At 72.9% G+C, this 22,135-nt stretch carries 17 protein-coding genes; 9 read left to right on the top strand and 8 right to left on the bottom strand.

What is annotated here, in order from left to right:
* Window positions 1–3 precede the first annotated feature (3 nt).
* Window positions 4–711, top strand: a complete 708-nt coding sequence (locus WMF14_RS02640) for a bactofilin family protein (protein WP_437798588.1) — start codon at window positions 4–6, stop codon at window positions 709–711.
* Window positions 708–1,286 (top strand): orotate phosphoribosyltransferase, encoded by a 579-nt coding sequence (pyrE, locus tag WMF14_RS02635; RefSeq protein WP_437327302.1) that lies wholly within the window; start codon window positions 708–710, stop codon window positions 1,284–1,286. Before WMF14_RS02640 ends, pyrE begins: the two co-directional genes overlap by 4 nt.
* A gap of 65 nt (window positions 1,287–1,351) precedes the next feature.
* Here pyrE and glyQ read toward each other — a convergent pair whose 3' ends face one another.
* The gene (gene glyQ, locus WMF14_RS02630) at window positions 1,352–2,299 is read right to left on the bottom strand and encodes a glycine--tRNA ligase subunit alpha (RefSeq protein ID WP_437798587.1); all 948 of its coding nucleotides are present in this window, start codon (window positions 2,297–2,299) and stop codon (window positions 1,352–1,354) included.
* Window positions 2,300–2,634: 335 nt separating this feature from the next.
* Here glyQ and WMF14_RS02625 point away from each other — a divergent pair, with 335 nt between their 5' ends.
* Both WMF14_RS02625 and WMF14_RS02620 read left to right on the top strand, forming a co-directional pair.
* Window positions 2,635–3,114, top strand: a complete 480-nt coding sequence (locus WMF14_RS02625) for a MarR family winged helix-turn-helix transcriptional regulator (RefSeq protein ID WP_272097555.1) — start codon at window positions 2,635–2,637, stop codon at window positions 3,112–3,114.
* Window positions 3,115–3,175: 61 nt separating this feature from the next.
* Complete coding sequence (locus WMF14_RS02620; RefSeq protein ID WP_437804135.1) at window positions 3,176–5,005, top strand: chloride channel protein; 1,830 nt, start codon at window positions 3,176–3,178, stop codon at window positions 5,003–5,005.
* Here the strand turns inward: WMF14_RS02620 and WMF14_RS02615 are convergent.
* Both WMF14_RS02615 and WMF14_RS02610 read right to left on the bottom strand, forming a co-directional pair.
* A complete protein-coding gene (locus WMF14_RS02615; RefSeq protein ID WP_437798586.1) occupies window positions 5,002–6,216 on the bottom strand; it encodes a pyridoxal-phosphate-dependent aminotransferase family protein in 1,215 nt (404 codons plus the stop codon). The genes WMF14_RS02620 and WMF14_RS02615 overlap by 4 nt on opposite strands.
* A 395-nt stretch (window positions 6,217–6,611) precedes the next feature.
* Complete coding sequence (locus WMF14_RS02610) at window positions 6,612–6,869, bottom strand: GlsB/YeaQ/YmgE family stress response membrane protein (protein ID WP_437327298.1); 258 nt, start codon at window positions 6,867–6,869, stop codon at window positions 6,612–6,614.
* Window positions 6,870–7,304: 435 nt separating this feature from the next.
* Between WMF14_RS02610 and WMF14_RS02605 the strand changes: the two genes are divergently transcribed.
* On the top strand, window positions 7,305–7,604 hold the full coding sequence (locus WMF14_RS02605; protein ID WP_437798584.1) for a CsbD family protein: 300 nt from the start codon (window positions 7,305–7,307) through the stop codon (window positions 7,602–7,604).
* 85 nt (window positions 7,605–7,689) lie between these two features.
* On the opposite strand, the gene WMF14_RS02600 is transcribed toward WMF14_RS02605, so the two are convergent.
* The gene (locus WMF14_RS02600) at window positions 7,690–9,057 is read right to left on the bottom strand and encodes a sigma 54-interacting transcriptional regulator (RefSeq protein ID WP_437798583.1); all 1,368 of its coding nucleotides are present in this window, start codon (window positions 9,055–9,057) and stop codon (window positions 7,690–7,692) included.
* 413 nt (window positions 9,058–9,470) lie between these two features.
* Here WMF14_RS02600 and WMF14_RS02595 point away from each other — a divergent pair, with 413 nt between their 5' ends.
* Genes WMF14_RS02595 through WMF14_RS02585 form a run of 3 tightly spaced genes read left to right on the top strand, consistent with a single transcriptional unit; the run spans window position 9,471 to window position 12,688 of the window.
* Window positions 9,471–10,856, top strand: a complete 1,386-nt coding sequence (locus WMF14_RS02595; protein WP_272097549.1) for a cystathionine beta-synthase — start codon at window positions 9,471–9,473, stop codon at window positions 10,854–10,856.
* 34 nt (window positions 10,857–10,890) lie between these two features.
* Window positions 10,891–11,160 carry an acyl carrier protein gene (locus WMF14_RS02590; RefSeq protein WP_272097548.1) on the top strand — a complete coding sequence of 90 codons (270 nt, stop codon included), beginning with the start codon at window positions 10,891–10,893 and terminating at the stop codon, window positions 11,158–11,160.
* Between the two features lie 10 nt (window positions 11,161–11,170).
* Window positions 11,171–12,688, top strand: coding sequence for an AMP-binding protein (locus WMF14_RS02585; protein ID WP_437798582.1), 1,518 nt, complete (start codon window positions 11,171–11,173; stop codon window positions 12,686–12,688).
* 192 nt (window positions 12,689–12,880) lie between these two features.
* On the opposite strand, the gene WMF14_RS02580 is transcribed toward WMF14_RS02585, so the two are convergent.
* From WMF14_RS02580 to WMF14_RS02565, 4 genes are all read right to left on the bottom strand, one after another.
* On the bottom strand, window positions 12,881–13,348 hold the full coding sequence (locus tag WMF14_RS02580) for a carboxymuconolactone decarboxylase family protein (protein WP_272097546.1): 468 nt from the start codon (window positions 13,346–13,348) through the stop codon (window positions 12,881–12,883).
* A 298-nt stretch (window positions 13,349–13,646) separates the two neighbouring features.
* Window positions 13,647–15,185 carry a PLP-dependent aminotransferase family protein gene (locus WMF14_RS02575; RefSeq protein ID WP_437804133.1) on the bottom strand — a complete coding sequence of 513 codons (1,539 nt, stop codon included), beginning with the start codon at window positions 15,183–15,185 and terminating at the stop codon, window positions 13,647–13,649.
* Window positions 15,186–15,264: 79 nt separating this feature from the next.
* Window positions 15,265–16,431: a hypothetical protein gene (locus WMF14_RS02570; RefSeq protein WP_272097544.1), complete on the bottom strand. Its 1,167-nt coding sequence runs from the start codon at window positions 16,429–16,431 to the stop codon at window positions 15,265–15,267.
* Window positions 16,432–16,767: 336 nt separating this feature from the next.
* Entirely contained in the window at window positions 16,768–17,298 is a 531-nt protein-coding gene (locus WMF14_RS02565) for a hypothetical protein (RefSeq protein WP_272097543.1), read from the bottom strand.
* Between the two features lie 752 nt (window positions 17,299–18,050).
* Between WMF14_RS02565 and WMF14_RS02560 the strand changes: the two genes are divergently transcribed.
* Complete coding sequence (locus WMF14_RS02560; protein WP_437798580.1) at window positions 18,051–21,956, top strand: serine/threonine-protein kinase; 3,906 nt, start codon at window positions 18,051–18,053, stop codon at window positions 21,954–21,956.
* The last annotated feature ends 179 nt before the right edge of the window (window positions 21,957–22,135 follow it).

Here is a 22,135-nt window from a genome sequence, read left to right as displayed (position 1 = left end):
CCGATGGCCGCCCAGTCCTCGATCGGGCCGACGACGGCCATCCGCGGCAACGTGCAGGGCGACGGGGATCTCGAGATCCTCGGCCGCGTCGAGGGGAGCGTCGTCATGACCGGCGACGTGACCATCGGCGAGGGCGCGCTCATCCAGAGCGACGTCCGCGGGCGGCGCGTTGTCGTCCGCGGCGCCGTCGCCGGGAACATCTCCGGCGACGAGGCCGTGATCCTCGAGCCCGGCGCGCGCGTCGTCGGCGACCTCGGCGCGCCGCAGATCGGCATCCACGCCGGCGCGCTGGTGCGCGGCAACGTCACCACCGGCGCGCCGCTCGCCGCGGCCCCCGCCCCTGCCCCGGCGCGGGCCGCCGCCGCTGCACCTGCGCCGCGCGCCGCGGCGGCGCGGCCGGCGCGTGCGCCGGCGGAGCAGCGCGCGCCTGCGCCGCCCGCCCGGCCTGCGCCGCGCGCCGCGCCTGCCCCCGCGCGCCCCGCCCCGGCGGCGCGCCCCGCCCCGGTCGTCGAGGCGAGGCCCGCCCCTGCGCCGGAGCCGCGCCTCGCAGCCGTTCACGACGACGAGGAGGCCGACCTGTCGGCCTCGGCCGCCGGCGAGGGTGACGAGCCCGATGCGGCCGAGAGCGCCGGCGGGCCACCGCCGCCCGTGGTCCCCGCGCTCCGGAAGGGCGCCGCGAAGGCCTCGCTGCGCAAGCGGGGCGGCCGGTGAGCGCCGCCGGCGCCTCGGAGCGGGAGCGGCTCGTCGCGCTGCTGCGCGAGCGCTCGTTCGAGCAGAAGCGCGTCGTCCTCGCGTCCGGCCGGGAGAGCGACTTCTTCATCGACTGCAAGCAGTCGGTGCTGACCGCCGAGGGCCACGCCCTCGTCGGCTCGCTCATGTTCGAGGCGCTCGACGCGCTCCCGCGGTGCGAGGCCGTCGCGGGCGTCGAGCTCGGGGGGTGCCCCCTCGCGAGCGCGGTGTCGCTCACGAGCTTCCTGCGCGGCCGCCCCCTCCCCGCGCTCTACGTGCGCAAGGAGGTCAAGGACCACGGCTCGCGGCGCCTCGTCGAGGGCGATCGCGGCCTCGTGCCCGGGATGCCCGTCGCGATCCTCGAGGACGTGATCACGACGGGCGGCTCGACGCTGAAGGCGGTCGAGAAGCTGCGCACCGCGGGCGCCTCGGTGGTCGGCGTGATCGCCCTTGTCGACCGCCTCGAGGGCGGCGCGGAGGCGATCCGCGCGGCGGGGCTGCCGGTCGTCGCGATCTGCACCCGCCACGACTTCATCCCGGACAACCCGCCCGGCTGAGGCCGCGCGACGCGCTGCCCGGCCGAGGCGACGGCGCGCTGCCCGCCGCCTCGGCCTGCTCTGCGCTACTCCGCCGCCTTCGCCTGCTGCTCGCCGAGGAGCGGGTAGCCGAGCATCTCGCGCTGCGCGACGTACGTCTCGGCGACCGCCTTCGCGAGCGCGCGAACCCGGCCGATGAAGCGCTGCCGCTCGGTGACGCTGATCGCGCCCCGCGCGTCGAGGACGTTGAAGCGGTGGGCCGCCTTCACGACGAAATCGTAGGCCGGGAGCACCAGCGCCTTCTTCGGATCGATCGCCGCCCCCTTCGCCGCCGGATCCGCGCCCCGGTACAGGAGCCGCTTCACCTCGGCCTCGCAGACGTCGAACGCCGCGAAGTGCTCGGCGATGTCGGCCTCCTCGAAGTTGTAGGTCGACCACTCCCACTCGGCGCGCTGGTAGATGTCCCCGTAGCGCACGATCTTCCCGCCGCGGTCCGAGTAGACGACGTCGTAGATGCTGTCCTTGTCCTGCAGGTACATCGCGATCCGCTCGAGCCCGTAGGTGAGCTCGCCGGAGACGGGGCGGCAGTCGATCCCGCCGATCTGCTGGAAGTAGGTGAACTGCGAGATCTCGAGCCCGTCGATCCACACCTGCCAGCCGAGCCCCCACGCCCCGAGCGTCGGCGACTCCCAGTCGTCCTCGAGGAACCGGACGTCGTGATCGAGCGGGTTCGTGCCGATCGCCCGCAACGACTCCAGGTAGAGGTCCTGGATGTCGATCGGGCTCGGCTTGAGGATCACCTGGAACTGGTGAAACTGCTGCATACGGTTCGGGTTCTCCCCGTAACGACCGTCCGCGGGCCGCCGGGAAGGCTCGACGAAGGCCACATTCCAGGGCTCGGGGCCGAGCGCGCGCAGGAACGTCGCCGGGTTGAAGGTGCCGGCGCCGACCTCCGAGTTGTACGGCTGCACGATGAGGCAGCCGCGATCGGCCCAGAACTTCTGCAGGGTGAGAATGAGGTCTTGGAAGGTCATGGGAGGGCCGGTTCTTAGCCTGGATCGCCCGCGCAGGCGACGCCCCGCGTAGCGTCGCCCGCACGGTCCGCCCGGCGCGCTGCCCCCGGGCAGGCGCGCCGCGCGCCGGACGCCGCACCGGCGCCCCGCCGCCATTCCACCGCCGCCCGCGATCACCCCGTCGAGGACGGCCCGCCTCGATCCGCCCAGGCCCCTCGGAGGTCCGCAGACTGCTTGCGGTTGACCGGCGAGCGGCGTAGGTTCCCCGCAAATCTATGGGATCCCATGGTTCTTCGACAGCGCGCCGGAAGAGCCCCGCGCGGCAGGCCCCCGGCGGGCCCGACGCGCAGCGGGTCATGGATTCGATCCGCGCGATCGTGCAGCGCCTGCGCGTCTCGTCGCGCGCGTGCGAGCGGCAGCTCGGGCTGAGCAGCGCGCAGCTGTTCGTGCTGCAGCAGCTCGATCAGGCCGCGGCGTCCTCGATCGCCGAGCTCGCGCACCGCACCCTGACGCACCAGAGCTCGGTGTCGGTCGTGGTGACGCGCCTCGCCGAGCGAGGGCTGGTCACCCGGCGCGCCTCGCCCGAGGACGCGCGCCGGACCGAGATCTCGCTCACCCCTGCCGGCCGCGCGCTGCTCCGCCGCGCGCCCCGCACCGCGCAGGCCGAGCTCGTCGCCGCCGTCGACCGCCTGCCCGCCGACGAGCGCAGCGGGCTCGCGCAGAGCCTCACCACCCTCGCCCGGGCGCTCGGCGCCGGCGACGAGGCCCCCCCGCTGTTCTTCGAAGGCGAGGAGACCCCCGCCGAAGCCAAAGCCATAGACCGCGAGGAGAGCTGAATTGTCCAGATTGAACGCCCCACCCCCAACAGTCACCGAGAGCATCCCCGTCGCCCCCTCGATGGGCCCGACCCTCGAGGACCTCCGCGTCCCCGCGCCTGGCGCCGCCGTCGATCGGCGGGTCGTCCTCATCAGCGGGCTCGCGATCGCGCTCGGCGGCGTGGCCTTCCTCGCGGCGGAGCTGCTCACCACGCTCATCGCCATCATCACGAACCTCGCGTTCTTCGGCCGGCTGTCCGCCGCCCCCGCGTCGCCCGCCGAGCACAACCTCGGCCTCCTCGTGCTCGTGGTGCCGATCGCCGGCGCGCTCGTCGTCGGCGTGATGGCGCGCTACGGTTCCCAGGCGATCCGCGGCCACGGGATCCCGGAGGCGATGGAGCAGGTGCTGTTCAACCAGAGCCGCATCCCGCCGCGGATGACGTTGCTCAAGCCGCTCTCCGCGGCGATCGCCATCGGCACCGGCGGTCCGTTCGGCGCGGAGGGTCCCATCATCGCGACCGGCGGCGCGCTCGGCTCGCTGGTCGGGCAGCTGCTGCGGATCACCGCGGACGAGCGCAAGACGCTGCTCGCCGCGGGCGCGGCGGCGGGCATGTCGGCGACCTTCGGCAGCCCGGTGGCGGCCGTGCTGCTCGCGATCGAGCTCCTGCTCTTCGAGTACCGCCCGCGGTCGGTGATCCCCGTCGCCCTCGCCGCGACCACGGCGACCGCGGCGCGCCTGGTCGCAGGCCACACCGCGCCCGCGTTCGAGATGCCGGCCGTGGCGCCCTCGACCGGCCCCGCGCTCGCCTTCTACATCGTGCTCGGCGCGGCGCTCGGCCTCGCGGCGATGGGCGCGACCCGCGCGATCTATGCGATCGAGGAGGCGTTCGAGCGGCTGCCGCTCCACTGGATGTGGTGGCCGGCGATCGGCGCCGTCGCGATCGGCGTCGTGGGCGCCTTCGCGCCGCGGACGCTGGGGGTCGGGTACAGCAACATCGACGACATCCTGAGCGGCCGCCTGGCGCTCGCCGCGCTCGTGTCGCTCTCGCTGTTCAAGTTCATCTCCTGGTCGATCGCGCTCGGCAGCGGCACCTCGGGCGGGACGCTCGCGCCGCTCTTCACCATCGGCGGCGGGCTCGGCGCGATCCTCGGCCTGGCCGCGGCCGCGCTCCTCCCCGGGCTCGGCGTGGACCCTCGTGTCGCCGGGCTCGTCGGGATGGCGGCGATCTTCGCGGGCGCGTCCCGGGCGCTCCTCGCGTCCGTCGTCTTCGCCTTCGAGACGACGCGGCAGCCCATGGGGCTACTGCCGCTGCTCGGCGGCTGCAGCGCGGCCTTCCTCGTCTCCAGCCTGCTGATGCGGCACTCCATCATGACGGAGAAGATCGCCCGCCGCGGCGCGCGCGTGACGGTCGAGTACGCGGCCGATCACCTGGCGCAGATCACCGCGGGCGAGGCCGCCTCGCGCCCCGCCGTGACGCTCGCCGCCGAAGATACGGTCGAGACGGTCCGCGCCTTTCTGCTGTCGCAGGCGGCGGGCTCCCGCCACCAGGGCTTCCCGGTCGTGGACGGCCGGGGGGAGCTCGTCGGTGTGGTCACCCAGCGCGACGTGCTCACCGAGCAGGCCGGTACCATCTCGATCCGCCACCTGGTCCGGCGGCCGCCCGCCGTGGTGTTCGAGGACAGCTCCCTTCGCGAAGCCGCCGATCACATGGTCACCGAGGGCGTGGGGAGGCTCCCTGTCGTGTCCAGGCAGGCCCCCCGCAAGGTCCTCGGGATCCTGACGCGCAGCGACCTGCTCGACGCGCATCGGAGCCGGATCGACGCCGGCAAGCGCCGCGAGCCAGCCCTCGCCGCCGCGACGCGGCGCGGAGGTCCGGCCATCCGGGACCGCGCCTCCGTCGGGCAAAGCTAGTCGACGAAGTACTCGCGATCGCCCGCCAGCCCCTGCTCGAGCGCGGCCATTCCCTTGGCGACGTCGAGCTTCACGCCCTCTCGCTGGAAGCTCATGCCCATCGCGTAGAGCGTCTTGAACAGGTTGTGCGAGCGGCACTGCTCGCCCATCTGGCCCACACGCACGATGTTGAGGCCGAAGGCGCCCGAGATCTCGACGCGGAAGGCCTTGGTCATGTACTCGCGGATCCGCGCGCTATCGACGCCGGTCGGCAGCTTGATGGCGAGCACGCTGTTGAGGCGCACGTCCTTCGACGCGAACAGCTCGAGCCCCATGGCCTCGATGCCCGCCTGCATGGCCAGAGAGCTCATCTCGTGGCGACGGAACCGCCGCTCGAGCGTCTCCTCGCAGACGAGGCGCAACGCCTCGTGCAGCGCGAGCACGCCTGGCACCGGCGCCGTGTAGTGGTACTGCTGGTAGCCCCAGAACCGCTGCGCGCGCGTGGCGTCGTAGCACCAGTGCGGGCGCGGCAGGGGGCGCTCCTCGACGACCTTCCACGCGTCCTGCGAGAACGCGCAGGCCGAGACGCCCGGGATCGACGACAGCGCCTTCTGCCCGCCGACGATGCCGACGTCGATGCCCCACTCGTCCATGTGCACCGGCATGGCCGTGAGCGTGACCACCGCGTCGACGATCGTGAGGGCGCCCTGCGTCTTCGCGAGCCTGCAGATCTCCGGCAGCTCGACCATGCGGACGCCGCAGGACGTCTCGCCGTGCGCCATCGTGACCACGTCGTAGCGCTGCTTCTTCAGCGCCTCCCGCACGTCCGCGAGCGACACGGGCCGCCCGGGCGGCCCCTCGAGGTAGGTGACATCGGCGCCCACGCCGAGCGCCATCTCGCCGAGGCGCCCGCTGAACGTCCCCACCTTCAGGCAAAGGACCTTCCGCCCGGGCCAGCACAGGTTCGCCACGGCCATCTCCATCGCCGCGGACGCGGGCCCGGCGATGCCGAGGATCTTGTCGCTGCGCGTCTGGAACGCATAGGCCGCCATGTACTTCACGTTCTGGATGACGCGATCCATCGTGGGGCCGAGGTGATTGATGATGACCCCGTTCGCCTGGGCCACCGCCTGCGGGATGGGCACCGGACCGGCGCCCATGAGCAGCAGCGGCTCGGACGGCAGGATCGCGGCGAGGGGCGTGATCGGCGGGGGCAGGATCGAGAACGACATGGCCAGGACCTTGGGCAAAAGCGCGGAGCCCGCTAGCAAGCCCAAAGCCTCCTGCGGCGTCAAGCGTTACCCGGCGAGCGGGCGCGGCGCCGGCGGAATCGCGGCGCCGGCGCCGGACCGAGCGCGACAGGCCGCCGAAGGCCCTGCTCGTCGTACGACCCTGGGGGTGAGCCGTGCGACGAGCAGGACCCCTCAGCCCGCCGAGCGCGAGGAGAGCGCGCGCCGCTGGAGCCGAGATCTCGCTCACGGACCGCAGCGCCTCCTCCGCGCCTCCTGCTCGCGGCCCGAGGTGCTCCCGCGCGTTACAGATCGCGGGAGCGGTTCGGGAGCTCCTTCCTCCAGCGCCGTGGGCCGGTATCGGGCGTGGCGCCTCGAGAGGGGATCGCTCGGCCGGCTCATACCACCGTACGGCGCCGCGCGATCGCCTGATAGCCGGCGGTCAGCAGGATGGCGCCGATGAGGGACATGAAGAAGCCGGCCGGCTCCCCCTCACGGTACATGAACAACATGCGGCCGAGCAGCCCGCCGATGAAGGAGCCGACCACGCCGATGATCATCGAGACGACCCACCCGCCCGGCTCACGTCCAGGAACGATGAGGCGCGCCAGAGCACCGACGACGAGGCCAAACAGGAGAAAGAGGATGAATGACATGATGAACCTCCCAGAAAGGAGCGAAGCGCTCCTCGTTGCTATGCAGGCTGTTCAGCAAGCGCCGCGCCATGCCGTGGAGTCCCGGCTCTCCACAGACGCGCAGCCGAGCTGAACGCCGCGGACAGAGCGCTCGCGTCACCGCGATCCAGCGCGAAATCCGACCCCAGCGCGGCGTAGCCCCCAGGAGAGCGGGGATCGTCCGGTCGGACCGTGGGACTGCTTGCTTGGCCGCCGCGTGGCGTATTGCCTCAGACGAGCCGAGAGACAGAGCGCGGGCGAGGTAGCCTGCCCCAATCCCCCTTCCGCGTCCTCGAAAAGACCGTTTGCCCTGCGATGGCGCACCGGTTGCTACATCCGGAGGTTGCCAATGCCAGGTCAACGGCGGCGGCGCGCCGCAGAGAGGCTCTGCGGAGGCCACGCCACGAGGAGGAAGCAATGAGCAACACGAGCGATCGCAATGAGGGGGCGGCCGAGGAGCTGGGCGGCAAGATCAAGAAGGGCCTCGGTCAGGTGCTCGGCGACGAGCAGATGGAAGCGGAGGGCCGCGCCAAGGAGCTCCGAGGAAAGGTGCAAAAGGAGGACGCCAAGGCGGAGGAGCGCGCGAAGGGAGCGCTCGAGGAGGCCGCCGGCGCGATCAAGAACCGAGTCGGCAAGCTGGTCGACAATGAGCAGATGGCCGCCGAAGGGAAGGCCAAGGAGCTCAAGGGAGAGAACCGGCAGAAGGCCAATCAGTAAAACCAGCAAGAGGGCGCGCCCTGGCGCTGCCCTCGGGGGTCCGACGGGGTGGGCCGCCTCCGGCGCTGCCCCGCGGGCCCGGCGGTCACGCCTCCGTGGCCGAGACGCCGTGCCGCTGGAGGAGCTCGCGCAGGTGGCTGCGGTCCATCCGCGCCGCGCGGGCGGCGCGCGACAGATTGCCGCCGTTTGCGCGCACGAGCGCCGTGAGGAACGTGCGCTCCCAGCGCGCCACGGCGCGCTCCTTCGCCTCGCGGAACGACAGGCTGAGCTCGTCGTCCCGGGGCGCCGGGAGCGCCGGAGAGCCGCTCTCCGCCCCCTCGGAGCCCATCACGGCTTCGCGGAACAGCGCGGGATCGATCATCAGCACCGCGCGCTCCACAGCGCCGCGGAGCTCGCGCACGTTGCCCGGCCAGTCCTGCCGCATGAAGGCCTCGAGCAGCTCGCCCGGGGGGCTCTGGTCCTGCCCCTGCGCGAGCTGCCGGTAGAAATGCGCGGTGAGCAGCGCGATGTCGTCGGGGCGCTCCCGCAGCGCGGGGACGCGGAGGCGGACGATGTTGAGCCGGTAGTACAGATCCGACCGGAAATTTCCGCGGTTCACCTCCTGGCGGAGATCGCGGTTGGTCGTCGCGATGATCCGGATATCGAGCTTGGTCGGCTCGATCGTGCCGATGCGCCGGATCTGCCGCTCCTCGAGCACGCGCAGGAGCTTCGGCTGCATGTCGAGGGGGAGCTCGCCCATCTCGTCGAGCAGCACGGTGCCGCCCCGCGCCGCCTCGAAGGCGCCGGCGCGCGCCGCCTGGGCGCCCGTGAACGCCCCCTTCGCGTGCCCGAAGAGCTCGGCCTCGATGAGCGTCGGCGGGATGGATCCGCAGTCGATCACGACGAACGGCCCCCCCGCGCGCGGGCTGCTCTCGTGGATCGCCTCGGCGAGCAGGCCCTTGCCCGTGCCCGTCTCGCCCTCGATCAGCACCGTCGAGTCCGACGCGGCGATCCGCGGCAGCGCCCCGAAGATGCGGCGCATCGCGGCGCTCTGCCCGAGCACCCGGCCGTACCGCTCCTCGTCGCCGAGCGGCTCGCGGATCTCCTCGGCCAGCGGCTCGAAGCGGAGCGTGGACTGCCCGACCCCGAGCGAGGCGCCCGGCAGGAGATAGGCCGCCTCGACGCGGAAGCCGGAGAGGGTCGTGCCGTTCTTGCTGCCGAGATCGCGGAGCAAGAACCCGCGCGGGGTGACCGAGATCACGCAATGGTGCCGCGACACCGCCCGGTCGGTCAGGATGAGCTGGTTGCCAGGCGCCGTGCCGATCACGAACTCCGTCGCGTCCGACGTCTGGGACGCCCCGGCGTCCGGGCCCGCGGTCACCTGAACGCGGAAGCGGCTGAACGCGATCTCCTTGGAGCGGACCTTGAGGAGCGCCGTCTCGGCGCTCGGGTGGATCTTCGGCTCGGACGCCATTTCGCCAGTCTACCACAGGGAGCGCGGCGCGAGATCGCCCGCCGGTCCGCTCGCCCCGACGCGCGCAGCGGCGCCGCGTGGCGCTGGCGTCACCGCGTCAGGCCGTCACCGCGTCAGGCCGTCAGGGCCGCGCCCCAGCGGCTCGCCCCGGGAGAGCCATGGCTCGCTGCCGTCAGGGCCTTTGAACCCGTAACGATAACGTGCCGGACAGGGTCAATATGGACCTATCATAAACACCATTTCTTTTGTGCTCCTTCCCGAAGGATAGGAAGGATGGCCGGCGACCGAGCCCGGCAGTCACGGCAGGCGCGCTCGCCAGCGCCGCGGCGAGCGCGCCTCTCGCGGCGCCGCCGCGCCCGCGTGCTCCCCTTGTCGCTTGTCGCTTCGGCGCGCGGCGGCTAAGAGGTCTCCCCATGATGCGAGGCGCGCGCAGCGATATCACGAAGGCCGTCGGCGATACGCCGATCGTCAAGCTGAACCGGGTCACGGAGGGGCTGGAGAGCGACATCTATGTGAAGTGCGAGTACCTGAACCCGGGCGGCAGCCACAAGGATCGGGTCGCGCTGAACATGATCCGCGACGCCGAGGCGAACGGGCTCAGGCCCGGCGGGACGATCGTCGAGGCGACCAGCGGCAACACCGGCGCCGCGCTCGCCATGGTCGCGGCCATCCGGGGATACAAGTGCGTCTTCGTCATGCCGGACAAGATGTCGCAGGAGAAGATCGCGACGCTGCGCGCCTATGGCGCCCGCGTCGTGGTCTGTCCCACCGCCGTCGAGCCCGACGACCCGCGCAGCTACTACCAGGTGGCGAAGCGCATCGCCGACGAGACGCCGAACTGCTTCTACGCGAACCAGTACCACAACCCGTCGAACCCCGAGGCCCACGTCCGGTCCACCGGCCCCGAGATCTGGGCGCAGTGCGGCGACGAGCTCGACGTCTTCGTCGCCGGCATGGGGACAGGGGGCACCCTGAGCGGCATTGGCAAGTTCCTCAAAGAGAGGAAGCCGGAGATCAAGATGGTCGGCGTCGACCCGGTCGGCTCGCTCTATTACGATTACGTGAAGACCCAGCGGATCACGAAGCCGTTTGCCTACAAGGTCGAGGGGATCGGCGAGGATTTCTTTCCGAGCACGATGAACCTCAAGATCATCGACGAGATCATCCGGGTCGACGACAAGGAGTGCTTCCTCATGACGCGGGACCTCGTGCGGCTCGAGGGCCTCTTCGTGGGCGGCTCCGGGGGCGCGGCGGTGGCCGGCGCGATCAAGTATGCGCGGCAGAGCGGGAAGAAGGAGAACATCCTCGTCCTCTTGCCCGACGGCGCGTCCAAGTACATCTCGAAGATCTTCAATGACGACTGGATGCGAGAGAACGGCTTCCTCGAGGAGGACAAGGGCCTCGGGACGGTGCGCGACCTGCTCGCCGTCAAGCCCAGCGGGGCGGTGGTCACCGCCGACGCGAACGCGCGGGTCCGCGAGGTCATCGACATGATGAAATCGCACGGGATAAGCCAGCTCCCGGTGACCCAGGACGGCAAGCTGCGCGGGATGGTCCACGAGATCGACCTGCTCCGGCACCTCGTGACGGGGAGCGGCACGCTCGACTCGAGCATCGGCGGGCTCGTCGAGAGCGACTATGCGACCGTGACGCCCGCGACGAAGGTCGAGCTCCTGAAGGGCGTCCTGAGCGACGCGAAGATCGCGCTCGTCGTCGACAAGGAGACGGTGCTCGGCGTCGTGTCCAAGATCGACCTCATCGACTATCTTGCCCGCAAGGCGACGCCGGCCATCGGCTGAGCGCCCGGGCTCCGGCCGGAAAGGGACCACCGCGGTGACCTACGATCTCGACACGGTGCGGCGCGCGCTGCACGACCATATCGCCAAGGAGATCCTGCTGCGCAAGGCGCCACTCGCCCTGGACGAGGACCTCTTCGCGGGCGGGTCCGGCTTCGACTCGATGTCGCTGACGCGGGTGCTCGTGTTCATCGAGCAGCGCTTCGGCGTGAGGATCCCGGACGAGGAGGTGGACCTCGACGCGGTATCGACCGTGGACAGCATGGCGCGCTTCGTCGCCGGCCGCATCGCGGCCGCGCAGGGCTAGCGGGGAGCGCGTGGCCAGCACGTTCCGCCTGCGCGCCGAGGACCTGGCCGCGCGCGGCGACGCCATCGCGCTCGCGTCGCGCGCCGCGACAGTGACTTACGCCGAGCTCGCGGCGCGCGCGGCGGCCGTGGGCGCGGCGCTCGCCGGGGCGGGCGTGCGCCCGGGGGACCGGGTGGCGCTGCTCTCGCTGGGCCGGGCGCACGACGAGCCGGTGGCGCTCGCCGGGGTGCTCACGGCCGGCGCCGTGGCGGTCCCGCTCGACGCGACCGCGCCGCCGGCGCGGCTCGGGCGGATCGCGCGGGCCCGGGGGTGCCGTGCGCTCGTGCTCGACGCCGCGGCCGCGGGCCTCGCGGACGGCATCGACGCCGAGCTCGGCGGCGGCCTGCCGCGCGTGGAGCTCGACGCCGAGGGGCGCACGCCGCGCGGGGCGGCGCGCGCCGACACGGGCGGCGACGGCGGGGCCAGCGGCGACGGCGGCTCCGGAGCGCAGGACGTCGCGTGCATCCTGCACACCTCGGGCAGCACGGGCGAGCCGAAGCCGGTCCCCATCACATGGGCCGGGCTCGATGCGTTCACCGCCTTCTGCATCGACCTCATCGGGCTCACGCCGGCGGATCGGGTCCTCCGCGTGGCCGAGCTCGTCTTCGATCTCGCCTGGTTCGACCACCTCGCGACGTTCCGCGCCGGCGCGACGCTCGTGACGATGGCGCGGCGCGACCTCGCCTCGGGCCGCGCGCTCCGCGACGCGGTGAGCGCGCTCGCGCCGACGGTCATCTACGGCGTGCCGTCGATGTTCATGAAGCTCGTCGCGGCGCTCCCCACGGCGGACGCGGGCGCGCCGGCGCCGGCTTTCGCGCTCTCGCCCCCCGTGCGGGCCATCCTCTTCGCCGGCGAGGTCTTCCCGCCGCGCGAGCTCGCGGCGCTCGCGGCGCGGGCGCCCGGCGCGGCGCTCTACAACCTGTACGGCCCGACCGAGACGAACGTCTGCACGTTCCACCGGGTCGATCGCGCGGCGCTCGACGGGGCGAGCGAGCTCCCGATCGGCGTCGCGTGCCCCTACGCCGACTGCGCGTTGCTCGCGCTGGACGCGGACGACGAGAGCGGCCGGGTCATCGAGGGCCCCGGGACGGGCGAGCTCGTGGTCTCGGGGCCGACGACCGTGGACGGCGGCCCGTACCGGACCCGCGACCGGGTGGAGCGCAAGGCCGACGGGCTCTTCTACTTCCGTGGCCGCATCGACCGGATGGTGAAGATCCGGGGCTACCGGGTCGAGCCGGGCGAGGTCGAGGCGGCGCTGGCGTCGCACCCCGCGGTGCGCCAGGCCGCGGTGATCGCCGTGGAGGACGCGCGCCTCGGCAAGACGCTGCGCGGCTTCGTCGCCCTCGCGGGGGACGCGGACGACCGCTCGCTCAGGCTGTACCTTGCGGAGCGGCTTCCCCCGTACATGGTCCCGGAGAAGATCGTCGCGATGGACGAGCTGCCGCGGACGTCGACGGGGAAGATCGATTACCGCGCGCTGTCCGGGTGAGCAAACATCACTGCTTCTTCCTCAGGCTCATGCGCGTGCGGGAGCGACCCCTCCAACCAACCGGTAGCACACCCCCATCGAGGCACTTCCGGTCCGGAACAGGGAGATTGTCATCCGCCGCCGGCGCTGAATGACGACGGCGCGCAGGCCGCTCGAACGGAGCCCGCGGCCGCGGCGCGGCCGCGCGCCGGTTCACGCCTGCTCCCGCTTCTCCGACCTGTGGGAGCCAGGCACGGCCCGGGTGGCGAGCACCACGCGGTTCCAGGCGTTGATCGTCACCACGGCCCAGGTGAGATCCATGATCTCCCGCTCCGAGAAGTGCTGGCGTACGGCGTCATAGACGCGATCGGGCACGTGCTCTGCCGCGACGAGCGTCACCGCCTCGACCCACTCGAGGGCGGCCCGCTCGCGCTCGCTGTAACAGGGCGCTTCGCGCCACGCGCTCAGCATGTAGAGCCGCCGCTCGTCCTCACCTGCGGCCCGCGCTTCCTTCCAGTGCAGATCGATGCAATAGGCGCAGCCATTGATCTGCGAGGCGCGGAGAAACACGAGGGAGATCAGCGTCTTCTCCAGCCCGCAGCGCTTGACGTAGGAGCTCAGCCCGAGCATCGCTTGATACGCCTCGGGGGCGACGCTCGCGTAATTCATGCGTGACTGCATGGGTCCATCCTCCGTGGTTTCCCTCCGCCCGCGCGCGGGCGCCTAGCACGACTGCGGGAGGTCGCCCTGAGAAGCGAACCGCCCAGGCGCCGAGGCCGCCAAGAGAAGAGGGGGAGGGCCGTCCCGGCATTCCCTTCTCGTTCCCCTGGTTGCTTGGCGGCCTCGGCGCCTGGGCGGTTTTTCTGCTGATCCGGGGCAACCTCCCGCAGTAGAGCCAGAACGCACTTTCTAGGCAGCGCGCCGGGCGAGCGCGAGATCCACTTCGTCCCGATCGGCTGGATCCACACGTGCGGGGCGCTCAGCGCTGGCGCAGCGCGGCCTTCAGCCGCCGGACGCCCTCGGCGATCTCGTCCTCGGGCAAAGCCGCATAGCCGAGCAGCAGGGCTCCCCGTCCGGCGGAGCGCGCGCGAAGCTCGGACAGCGCGACGCACCGCACGCCGCTCGCCGCCGCGCGCTCAGCCGCAGCGCCGTCCGCGCGCCCGGTAGGCAGCCAGCCGAGGAGGTGCATGCCGGCGGGCGCCGGGCCGACCTCGAGCAGCCCCGACAGCTCTCGCTCCGCCGCCGCGACCAGCGCGGCCTGGCGCCGCTCGTACAGCACGCGCATGCGGCGCACGTGGCGCGCGAAGTGGCCCTCGATCATAAAATCGGCCACGACCGCCTGCTCCAGCGAGGGCGACGAAACGTCGGCCAGCGCCTTGGCCGCGACGAACGCGTCGACCAGCCCCTCCGGCACCACGAGGTAGCCGAGCCGCAGCGACGGCGAGAGCACCTTGCTGAATGTCCCCGCGTAGATCACCCGCGCGCCCGGCGACAGGCCCTGAAGGGCGGCGAGCGGCCGGCCCGCGTAGCGGAACTCGCTGTCGTAGTCGTCCTCGAAAACCCAGCCGCTCGACGACCTCGCCCAGTCGAGGAGCGCGCGCCGGCGCTCGAGGCTCATCGTCACGCCCAGTGGGAACTGGTGCGCCGGCGTCACGACGGCGAGCCGCGCCGAGCTCGATCGCCGGACGGCCGTCGCCACGTCGAGCCCCTCCCTGTCCACCGGGACCGGCACCGGCGTCGCCCCGGCCGCGATCAGGGCGCTGCGCGCCGCGGTGTAGCCCGGATCCTCGACCCAGACCGGATCGCCGGGATCGAGCAGCACCTCGGCAACGAGCGAGATCGCCTGCTGGGCGCCGCTGACCACGATGACCTCGTCCGGCGTGCACCGCACGCCCCTCGCGGTGACGAGGTAGTCGGTGATCGCGCGGCGCAGCGGCGCGTATCCCTGCGGCTCGCAGCGCGTCAGGAGCGCCTGCCACGAGCGGTCCCAGCGCCGGCTCATCAGCCGGCCCCAGGCGGCGGCAGGGAAGGCGTCGAACGCGGGCACGCCCACCTGGAACGCCCAGCCCGCAGGACCGCGCGGCGCGGTGGCGCGCAGGAACGGCGGCGCCGCATCCGCCACGAGCGCGCCGCGCCGCGAGAGGGAAGCGCCATCCAGCGAGGGCGCTGGCTGCGGCTCGGAGCTCGGCCGGGCGAGCAGGACGCGCTCCGGCGGCGCGTCGGCGACGTACGTCCCGGAGCCGATCCGGCCGCGCAGGTACCCCTCCGAGAGGAGCTGCGCGTACGCGCCGAGCACCGTGTTGCGCGACAGGCTGAGGTGCGCCGCGAGCGCCCGGGTCGACGGCAGCTTGCTCCCGGACCGCAGCCGCCCGGCGACGATCGCCCCGCGCACCGCCTCGTAAACCTGCCGGTGGAGCGGGGCGCTCGACGCCGGATCGAGCACCACAGCCGCCACCGCACCCGCGGGCGGAGAGGTCCGCCGCGGCCGCTTCGCCGAGGTCTTCCGCGTCAACGACAGGCTCTCCGACGCCTCGGAGGAGGGTCGGGGGAGGGCTCGCCGGGCGGCCCGCGCCGCCCACCCCTCCCGCCGGGGCGCGTCAGTGCGCCCCCACCTTCGCGCCCGCGCTCGCGTGCGCCGACGCCGACGCCTTGAAGCTCGGCTTGGGGATCGAGATCTTCGGCGCCTTGATCTGTACGTTCACGCTGGGCGGCGTCACGCGGATGCTCGGCGCCTTCACGTTGACGTTGGCCTTCGCGTTGGCCCTGGCAGCGGCGCCGGCCCCCGCGTGGACGTGGACCTTCGGGTCGATGTCGGCCTTCGCCTTCAGGTCGGCGTTCGCGAGCGCGTGGACGTGTGCATCCCAGTCGGTCTTCACGCGCACCTTCACGCGCGGCGCGCGCGCATGGACGGCGAACGCCACCCCGGGCCGGTAGCCGCACAGGCCGACGGCCGCGTGGCCCGCCTTCCGGACCGCGATGGTCAGCTTCAGCGGATCGGCGGCGAGCGCGAGCTTGCCGGTCAGGTACGCCCCCGCGGCCACCCCCGCGGCCGCGGTCGCGGCCACGTCCGCTGTCGCGACCGCCGGGGCGAGGACGACCACCTGCGGCGCCTCGGCCACCACGCCGAGCGTGATCTTGCGCTCGCCGATATCGATGGGCTTCAGGTCGGCGTCGAGCACATAGACGCGGACCTCGCCGGTCACCTCGTCGACAAGGAGCTCGAGACGGTCGTCGCCCACGATCTCGACGCGCCCGCCGTGCGGGCCGAGCTTGCCCTCCGGCAGCCCGAGCTCCGCCGACGCCTTCGCGTTGGCGTAGAGCTCGGCGGTGCCGCCGGCGGGGACGTGCAGCGTCCCGTTCCACGGCTTGCCGGCGACGTTGAGCGTGTAGCCGATCTCGGTGAGATCCGCCTCGAGCTTGGGGCCGGCGGCGACGAGGAGACCGGTCTTCGCATCGAGCGTGAGCGGCACGGTCTTCTCCCCGGACGCGTCCTTCCACACCAGCGTGCCGCTGACGTCCTCGCGGATCGGCTTGCCGTCCGGACCCGTGACCGCGGCCTTGACGTTCCCGTCGGCAGCGACGTTGAAGGCGGCCTTGCCGCTCTCGTGCTCCTCGACATAGGCGCCTTCGCCCATCGCCGACTCGGCGGTGGCGGTCACCTCGACCGTCGCGTTCGCCTCAGCCGGCTGCTCGCCCTTGCCGCAAGCAGCCGCGGCGGCGATCAGCAGCAGGGCGAGCACTCCGGAAACCTTGGTGATCTTCATGAAATCCTCCTCTGTGCCAGCGAACCCTCGGCGCGAGCCGCGACTTCGCTTGAGCCGAGACGCCGAGGCTTGAACCTCCCCGGACGCGCCGGCTCCGGAGCCCATCATACGCCGAGATGCCCTGGAAGGCGCGGACGAGCACGAATATCAACAGGAATCAAAAGATCCAGGGAAACAGAGGTAGGACAATGGCACTCACGGCCGCCAAGCGGCCGTGTCGTGCCTACCGGTGATTCGTTCAGGAAGAGAGCCGTGCGTCCGCGTTGAGCGCGATGAGCGCGATGATCGATGATCGATCGCCCATGATGGGTGGCCGCCCGCTCCTCGGCGCCGCGTTCAGGGGCTCTCGGCGCCCGGAGCTCCGCCCTCGTCCGCTGCCACGATCTGCGGGCATTTGCGCGCCACCGCCTCACACTCCGGAGGGACCGCCTCGAGCGAGCTCAGCTCGGAGTCGCACGTGAGCGCCCGGACCCGCTGCGTCTGGGCGAGCAAGCAGACCTCGTACTCGGCCACCGTGGCGGAGCAGCCGGCGCGGTGCTCGGTCGGAGGCATGCAATCCGCTGCGTGGTCGTCCTGCTCGTCAGCCTCCTCGTCGGCCGCGGAGAGGCACTCGTCCTTCACCGTGCCGCACGGCTGCCCGACGGCGGGCGACGCGACGAGGCCCAGGTACTCACAGGCATCTTCCTTGGAGAGCTTCACCCTCGCCGCGAGCGAATCGCAGGCGGATTGGACGTCATCGGCCGTCAGATCCCTGAGCTGCTTGGAGCTCACGGCGCTGTCCGTCGGGGCGGAATCTGCACCTTCGCCGCCGCACGCAGCGAGGAACAGGACGGTCAACAAGGCCCCGAGATGAGTCGAATGCTTCATTCGTTGGTTCCCTTTCTAAGTGCGGCCGCCAGCGCGGGCCGTGGGCGCACCGGGAGCAAACCGTGTACCGCGAGCTCAGCTGTGCACGATGGGCTCGCACAGCGCGATCGAAGGTCGGTGAAACGGGACAACGACATCGGAGATGTCGAATCCACCAAGCGGGGAAAGCAGACGATCCCCGGCGGTCCTCTGGCCGCGAGAGACCGAGACGTCCCCGCCCGAGCGCCGCGCGGCGAGGCTCGCCTCGACATCACGCCTCGACATGCGGCGACGACCGCGGCGGCAGAGCGCGCCTCCGCAGAGTCCCGGGTTCACCGCGTCTCGCGCGGCGCCAACGTCCAGAGAGGCGCCCGCGCGCCGGCGCTCCCTGCGTGCACGCGCCGCGCGCCGCGACGACCGCACGGCGCCTCGGCGGCGCGCCGGCGCCTCGGGACGCGCCGCGCCTCCGCCCCGGCGCGAGCCTCGATAGCCACGCTCCGCTGCCTCGTGTGTAGTCGCCTGTCGGTGCGACAGCCCCGCCGCGCGGCGTTCGTGCGATGAGCTGGCCTCCACACAGACCTGTTGTACGGTCGACCGCGCCGTGACATCATCGCGCGCCGTCGGGTGGATGTACTCAGCTCCAGCGTGGATGTCGGGAAACCGCTTTTGACCTACCACCTGGGGCGAATCCAGGCCCGGGCCAAGGCTGCGTCGGTCCCTCGATGATCACGACGCCGAGCTCGGGTCAGGCCAGGCACCCTCCGGATGTCCCGGTGTCCATCGGGCCGTGGCGGGTGCTCGCGCCGCTCGGCCGCGGCGGGATGGGGATCGTTTACCGCGCCCAGCACAGCATCACGGGCGCGCTCGCGGCGCTGAAGACCGTCAGCGTGGGCGACGAGAGCCTCGTCTCCAGCATCCGCCGCGAGATCCACGCGCTCCGGGGCGTCGAGCACCCGGGCGTCGTGCGGGTGCTCGACGAGGGGGTCCAGGGCGGGATCCCGTGGTACGCGATGGAGCTGATCGAGGGGCGCACGCTTCGGGATCACAACCAGGAGCGCTGGCGCGCCCGCGGGAGCGTGAGCAGCGAGCCGACCGTGAGCGTCTCCACGGCCATGGACGCGCAGGCCAGCACCGCGACGGCGGAGATCGCGCCCGCCTCGATCATCCCGCGCTCGTACCAGCCGTTCGCGCCGCGCCCGTTCCACCGCGCGGCAGGCGGCGCGCTCCGCCAGGCGCTGACGCTCCTCCGCGCGATCTGCCGGCCGCTCGCGTACGTCCACGGCCGGGGCCTCGTCCACCGCGATCTCAAGCCGGACAACGTGTTCATCCGCCCGGACGGCACGCCGGTGCTCTTCGACTTCGGCCTCGCTTTCCAGTTCGAGGGGAACACCGGGCGCGACGTGCTCCAGGCGGGCGGCAGGCTGATGGGCAGCCCCGACTACATGTCCCCCGAGCAGATCCGCGGGGACCTCGTCGACGCGCGCGCGGACCTCTACGCGCTCGGCTGCATGATCTACGAGGCCGTGACCGGGGGCGTCCCGTTCCTCGGCGACTCGAGCTCCGTCGTGCTGTCCATGCACCTCTACGCCGAGCCGCTCCCGGCCTCCGAGCTCGTCGCCGACGTGCCTCCCGCGCTCGACGCCCTCATCGCGCGGCTCCTGAAGAAGCGCCCCGAGGACCGGCTCGGCTACGCCGACGAGGTCGCGACCGCCCTCGCCGAGCTCGGCGCGGCCGACACGCCGCCCCCCGGCGGGGAGCGCGCGCATGTGCGCGTGCGCGTGCCGAAGGCGCAGCCGTACCTGTACCGGCCGCGCCTCGCCGGGCGCGGGGAGGCGCTGCAGAAGATCACCGAGGCGCTCGAGCGCGCCCACGAGCGGCGCCAGGGCAGCCTCCTCGTCGTCGGCGGCGAGAGCGGCGTAGGCAAGACGCGCCTCGCCGTCGAGGCGGCGCACCAGGCGGCGCTCATCCGCATGGCCGTGGTCACGGGCGCATGCGCGGCCGTGTCGGCCGAGGTCGAGCGCGAGGGCGCGGTCAAGGCCGCGCCGCTGCACCCGTTCCGCCCGCTCCTGCTCGCGGTGGCCGACCGGTGCAGCGAGCTCGGCCCCACGGGCTACGACGCGCTGCTCGGCCCGCGCGGCAGGGTCCTCGCGCCGCACGAGCCTTCGCTCGCCCAGCTCCGCGGCCACGACCTCTACCCGGAGCCCCCCGAGCTGCCGCCGGACGCGGCCCGCTACCGGCTGCGGACCGCGCTCGCCGACACGCTCGCCGCGTTCGCCGCGACGCGGCCCGTCCTGCTCGTGCTCGACGACCTCCAGTGGGCCGACGAGAACTCGCGCGCCGTCCTCGAGCACCTCGACGCGGACTACTTCGCGGCCCACCCCGTGGTCCTCCTGTGCGCGTACCGGACCGAGGAGACGTCGCCCGCGCTCTCCTCGCTCCTCGGCGCCCCCTGGGCCTCGCGGCTCGATCTCGGGCGGCTCGATCGCGGGTCGGTCGGGCGGATGGTGCGCGACATGCTCGCCCTGGACGAGCCGCCCGAGGCGTTCGTGCAGTACCTCTTCGAGCAGTCCGAGGGGAACCCGTTCTTCATCGCGGAGTACCTCCGCGCCGCGATCCAGGAGCGGGTGATCTACCGGGACGAGGCCTACGCGTGGCGGATCCGCGCGGGCGCCGAGGGCGCCGCCGCAGAGCGGCTCGCCCGCGCCGCGCGCGGGAGCCAGCCGCCCGCCCCGCTGCCGCTGCCGGGCTCGCTGCGCGAGCTCGTGGCGCGCCGGCTGTCGGGGCTGAGCCAGGGGGCGCTCGCGCTCGCGCGGCTCGCCTCGGTGCTGGGCCGCGAGCTCGAGGAGCGCCTGCTGCTCGGCGCCGCCGGCCTCGCCGAGGTCGACGCCATGGACGCGCTCGCGGAGCTCGCCCGTCGCCACGTGCTCGAGGAGACCGAGCCGGGGCGGCTCGGCTTCGTGCACGACAAGCTGCGGGAGATCGTCTACGCGGGCACCCCCGAGCCGGAGCGGCGGGCCCTGCACGCCGCCGCGGCGCGCGCGATCGAGCGGCGCCACCGCGACGCGCCGGGCCTCGCGCTGTCGTACCCGCTCCTCGCCCACCACTACGGCATCGCCGGCGCCGTCCAGAAGACGCTGGAGTACCTCGACAAGGCGGGCGCCCAGGCCCTCGCGACGGGCGCCTCCGGCGACGCGGTGGATTTCTACAAGAGGGCGCTCGACCTCGACGGCGCGCACCCTCCGGAGGAGCGCGCCCCGCCGCTCCGGCGTGCGCGCTGGGAGCGGCGGCTCGGCCAGGCGCACTACAACCTCGGCGATCTGCTCGGCGCGGAGCGGCACTGCGCGGCGGCGCTGGAGCTGCTCTCCCGGGACGAGGCCGCGTGGCTCCGCGCGGGGGAGCGCGCGGCAAGCGGTCGCGCGGGCCTCGGGGAGCGGCTCCGCCCGGCGATGGCCTCGCTGAAGCAGCTCGGCCTGCAGCTCGCGCACGTCGCTGGCCTGCCAGCCCCGGTCGCGCGCGACGCGGCCGAGCGCGAGCGCCTCGCCGAGGCGTCGCTCGCGGCGGAGAAGCTGTCGGAGACGTACCTGTTCCGCAACGAGCCGACGCTCGCCTTCCTGGCCGCGCTGGCGGCGACCAACGCCGCGGCGCGGCTCGGCCCGTCGCTCGCGCTCGCGCGCGGGTACGCGACCCTGAGCGTCGCGTTCGGGTATGTCCCGTGGAAGACCGTCGTCGACGCGTACGCCGCGCGCGCGACGGCGGTCGCGGCGGCGCTCGACGACCCGCAAGGCGTCGCGTTCGTCTCGTGCCTGCGCGGGCTGACGGCGCTCGGCGAGGGCCGGTGCCGCGACGCGCGGGCGCTGCTCACCCAGGCCGAGCGGCTGGCCGAGGCGCTGCACGACCGCCGCCGCAAGGAGGAGTGCATCACGCTGCTCGCCGGCGTGGCGTACTCCGAGGGCCGCTGGAGGGAGGCGCTCGACCTGTACGGCGCGCTCGTGATCGCGTCGCGCGAGAGCGACAACGCGCAGGGCCACATCTGGGCGGAGAGCGGCCGCGCGCAGTGCCGGCTGCTGCTCGGCGACGGCGAGGGCGCGATCGCCATCTTCGACGCGCTGTCGGCCGAGGTGCAGCGGCTCGGCGACCGCACGCAGCAGATCACGCACGGCCAGGTCGCGCTGGGGCACCTGCTCCGCGGCGCGAACGCCGAGGCGCGCGCGGCCGCCGAGCGGACGCTCCCCATGCTCCGCGAGGGACAGCCGGCGGGCTACCACTGCCTGTACGGCTATGCGGCGACGTGCGAGGTGCTGCTCGCGCTGCTCGAGGACGCCCCCGGCTCGGCGGAGAGGCGCGAGCTCTCGCGCACCTCCGCGGAGGCGTGCCGCGCGCTCGGCCGGTACGCGCGCATCTTCCCCCTCGGCCGCTCGACCTCGCTCCGCCTGAGCGGCCTCGCCGCGTGGCTCGCCGGCGGCCGCGCGCGCGCGAGGCAGCTCTGGGCCGCGGCGATCGACGACGCCCTGCAGCGCGGCCTGCCCGTCGAGGAGGCGCGCGCCCGCTTCGAGCTCGCGCGGCACCTCCCGCGCCGCGATCCAGAGCGCGAGCGCCAGATCGCGCGCGCCGCCGCGGTCTTCTCCGCGCTCGATCTCCAGCACTGGCGCGACCGTGTGGCCAGGCTGCGCGAGCGCTAGGCCTCGCGTCCCCGACGAAGAGCACAAAAAACAGAGCGCCCATTCGACGGCGGGGGGGAAGCCGTCACGGGCGCTCTGTCCTGCAGCTTTAGCAGGACACGGGCCAGGGCCCGACCTTGCTCGATTCAGGGGGTTAGCCTTAAGGATGCTCCTGAAGTCTTTCGAACCTGAGATTCTCC

This window comes from Sorangium sp. So ce693 (assembly GCF_051521375.1).
GTDB classification, from domain to species: domain Bacteria; phylum Myxococcota_A; class Polyangia; order Polyangiales; family Polyangiaceae; genus Sorangium; species Sorangium atrum.
Note: the sequence above shows the minus strand (reverse complement) of the source record. Positions and strands in the feature narration are given on the sequence as shown.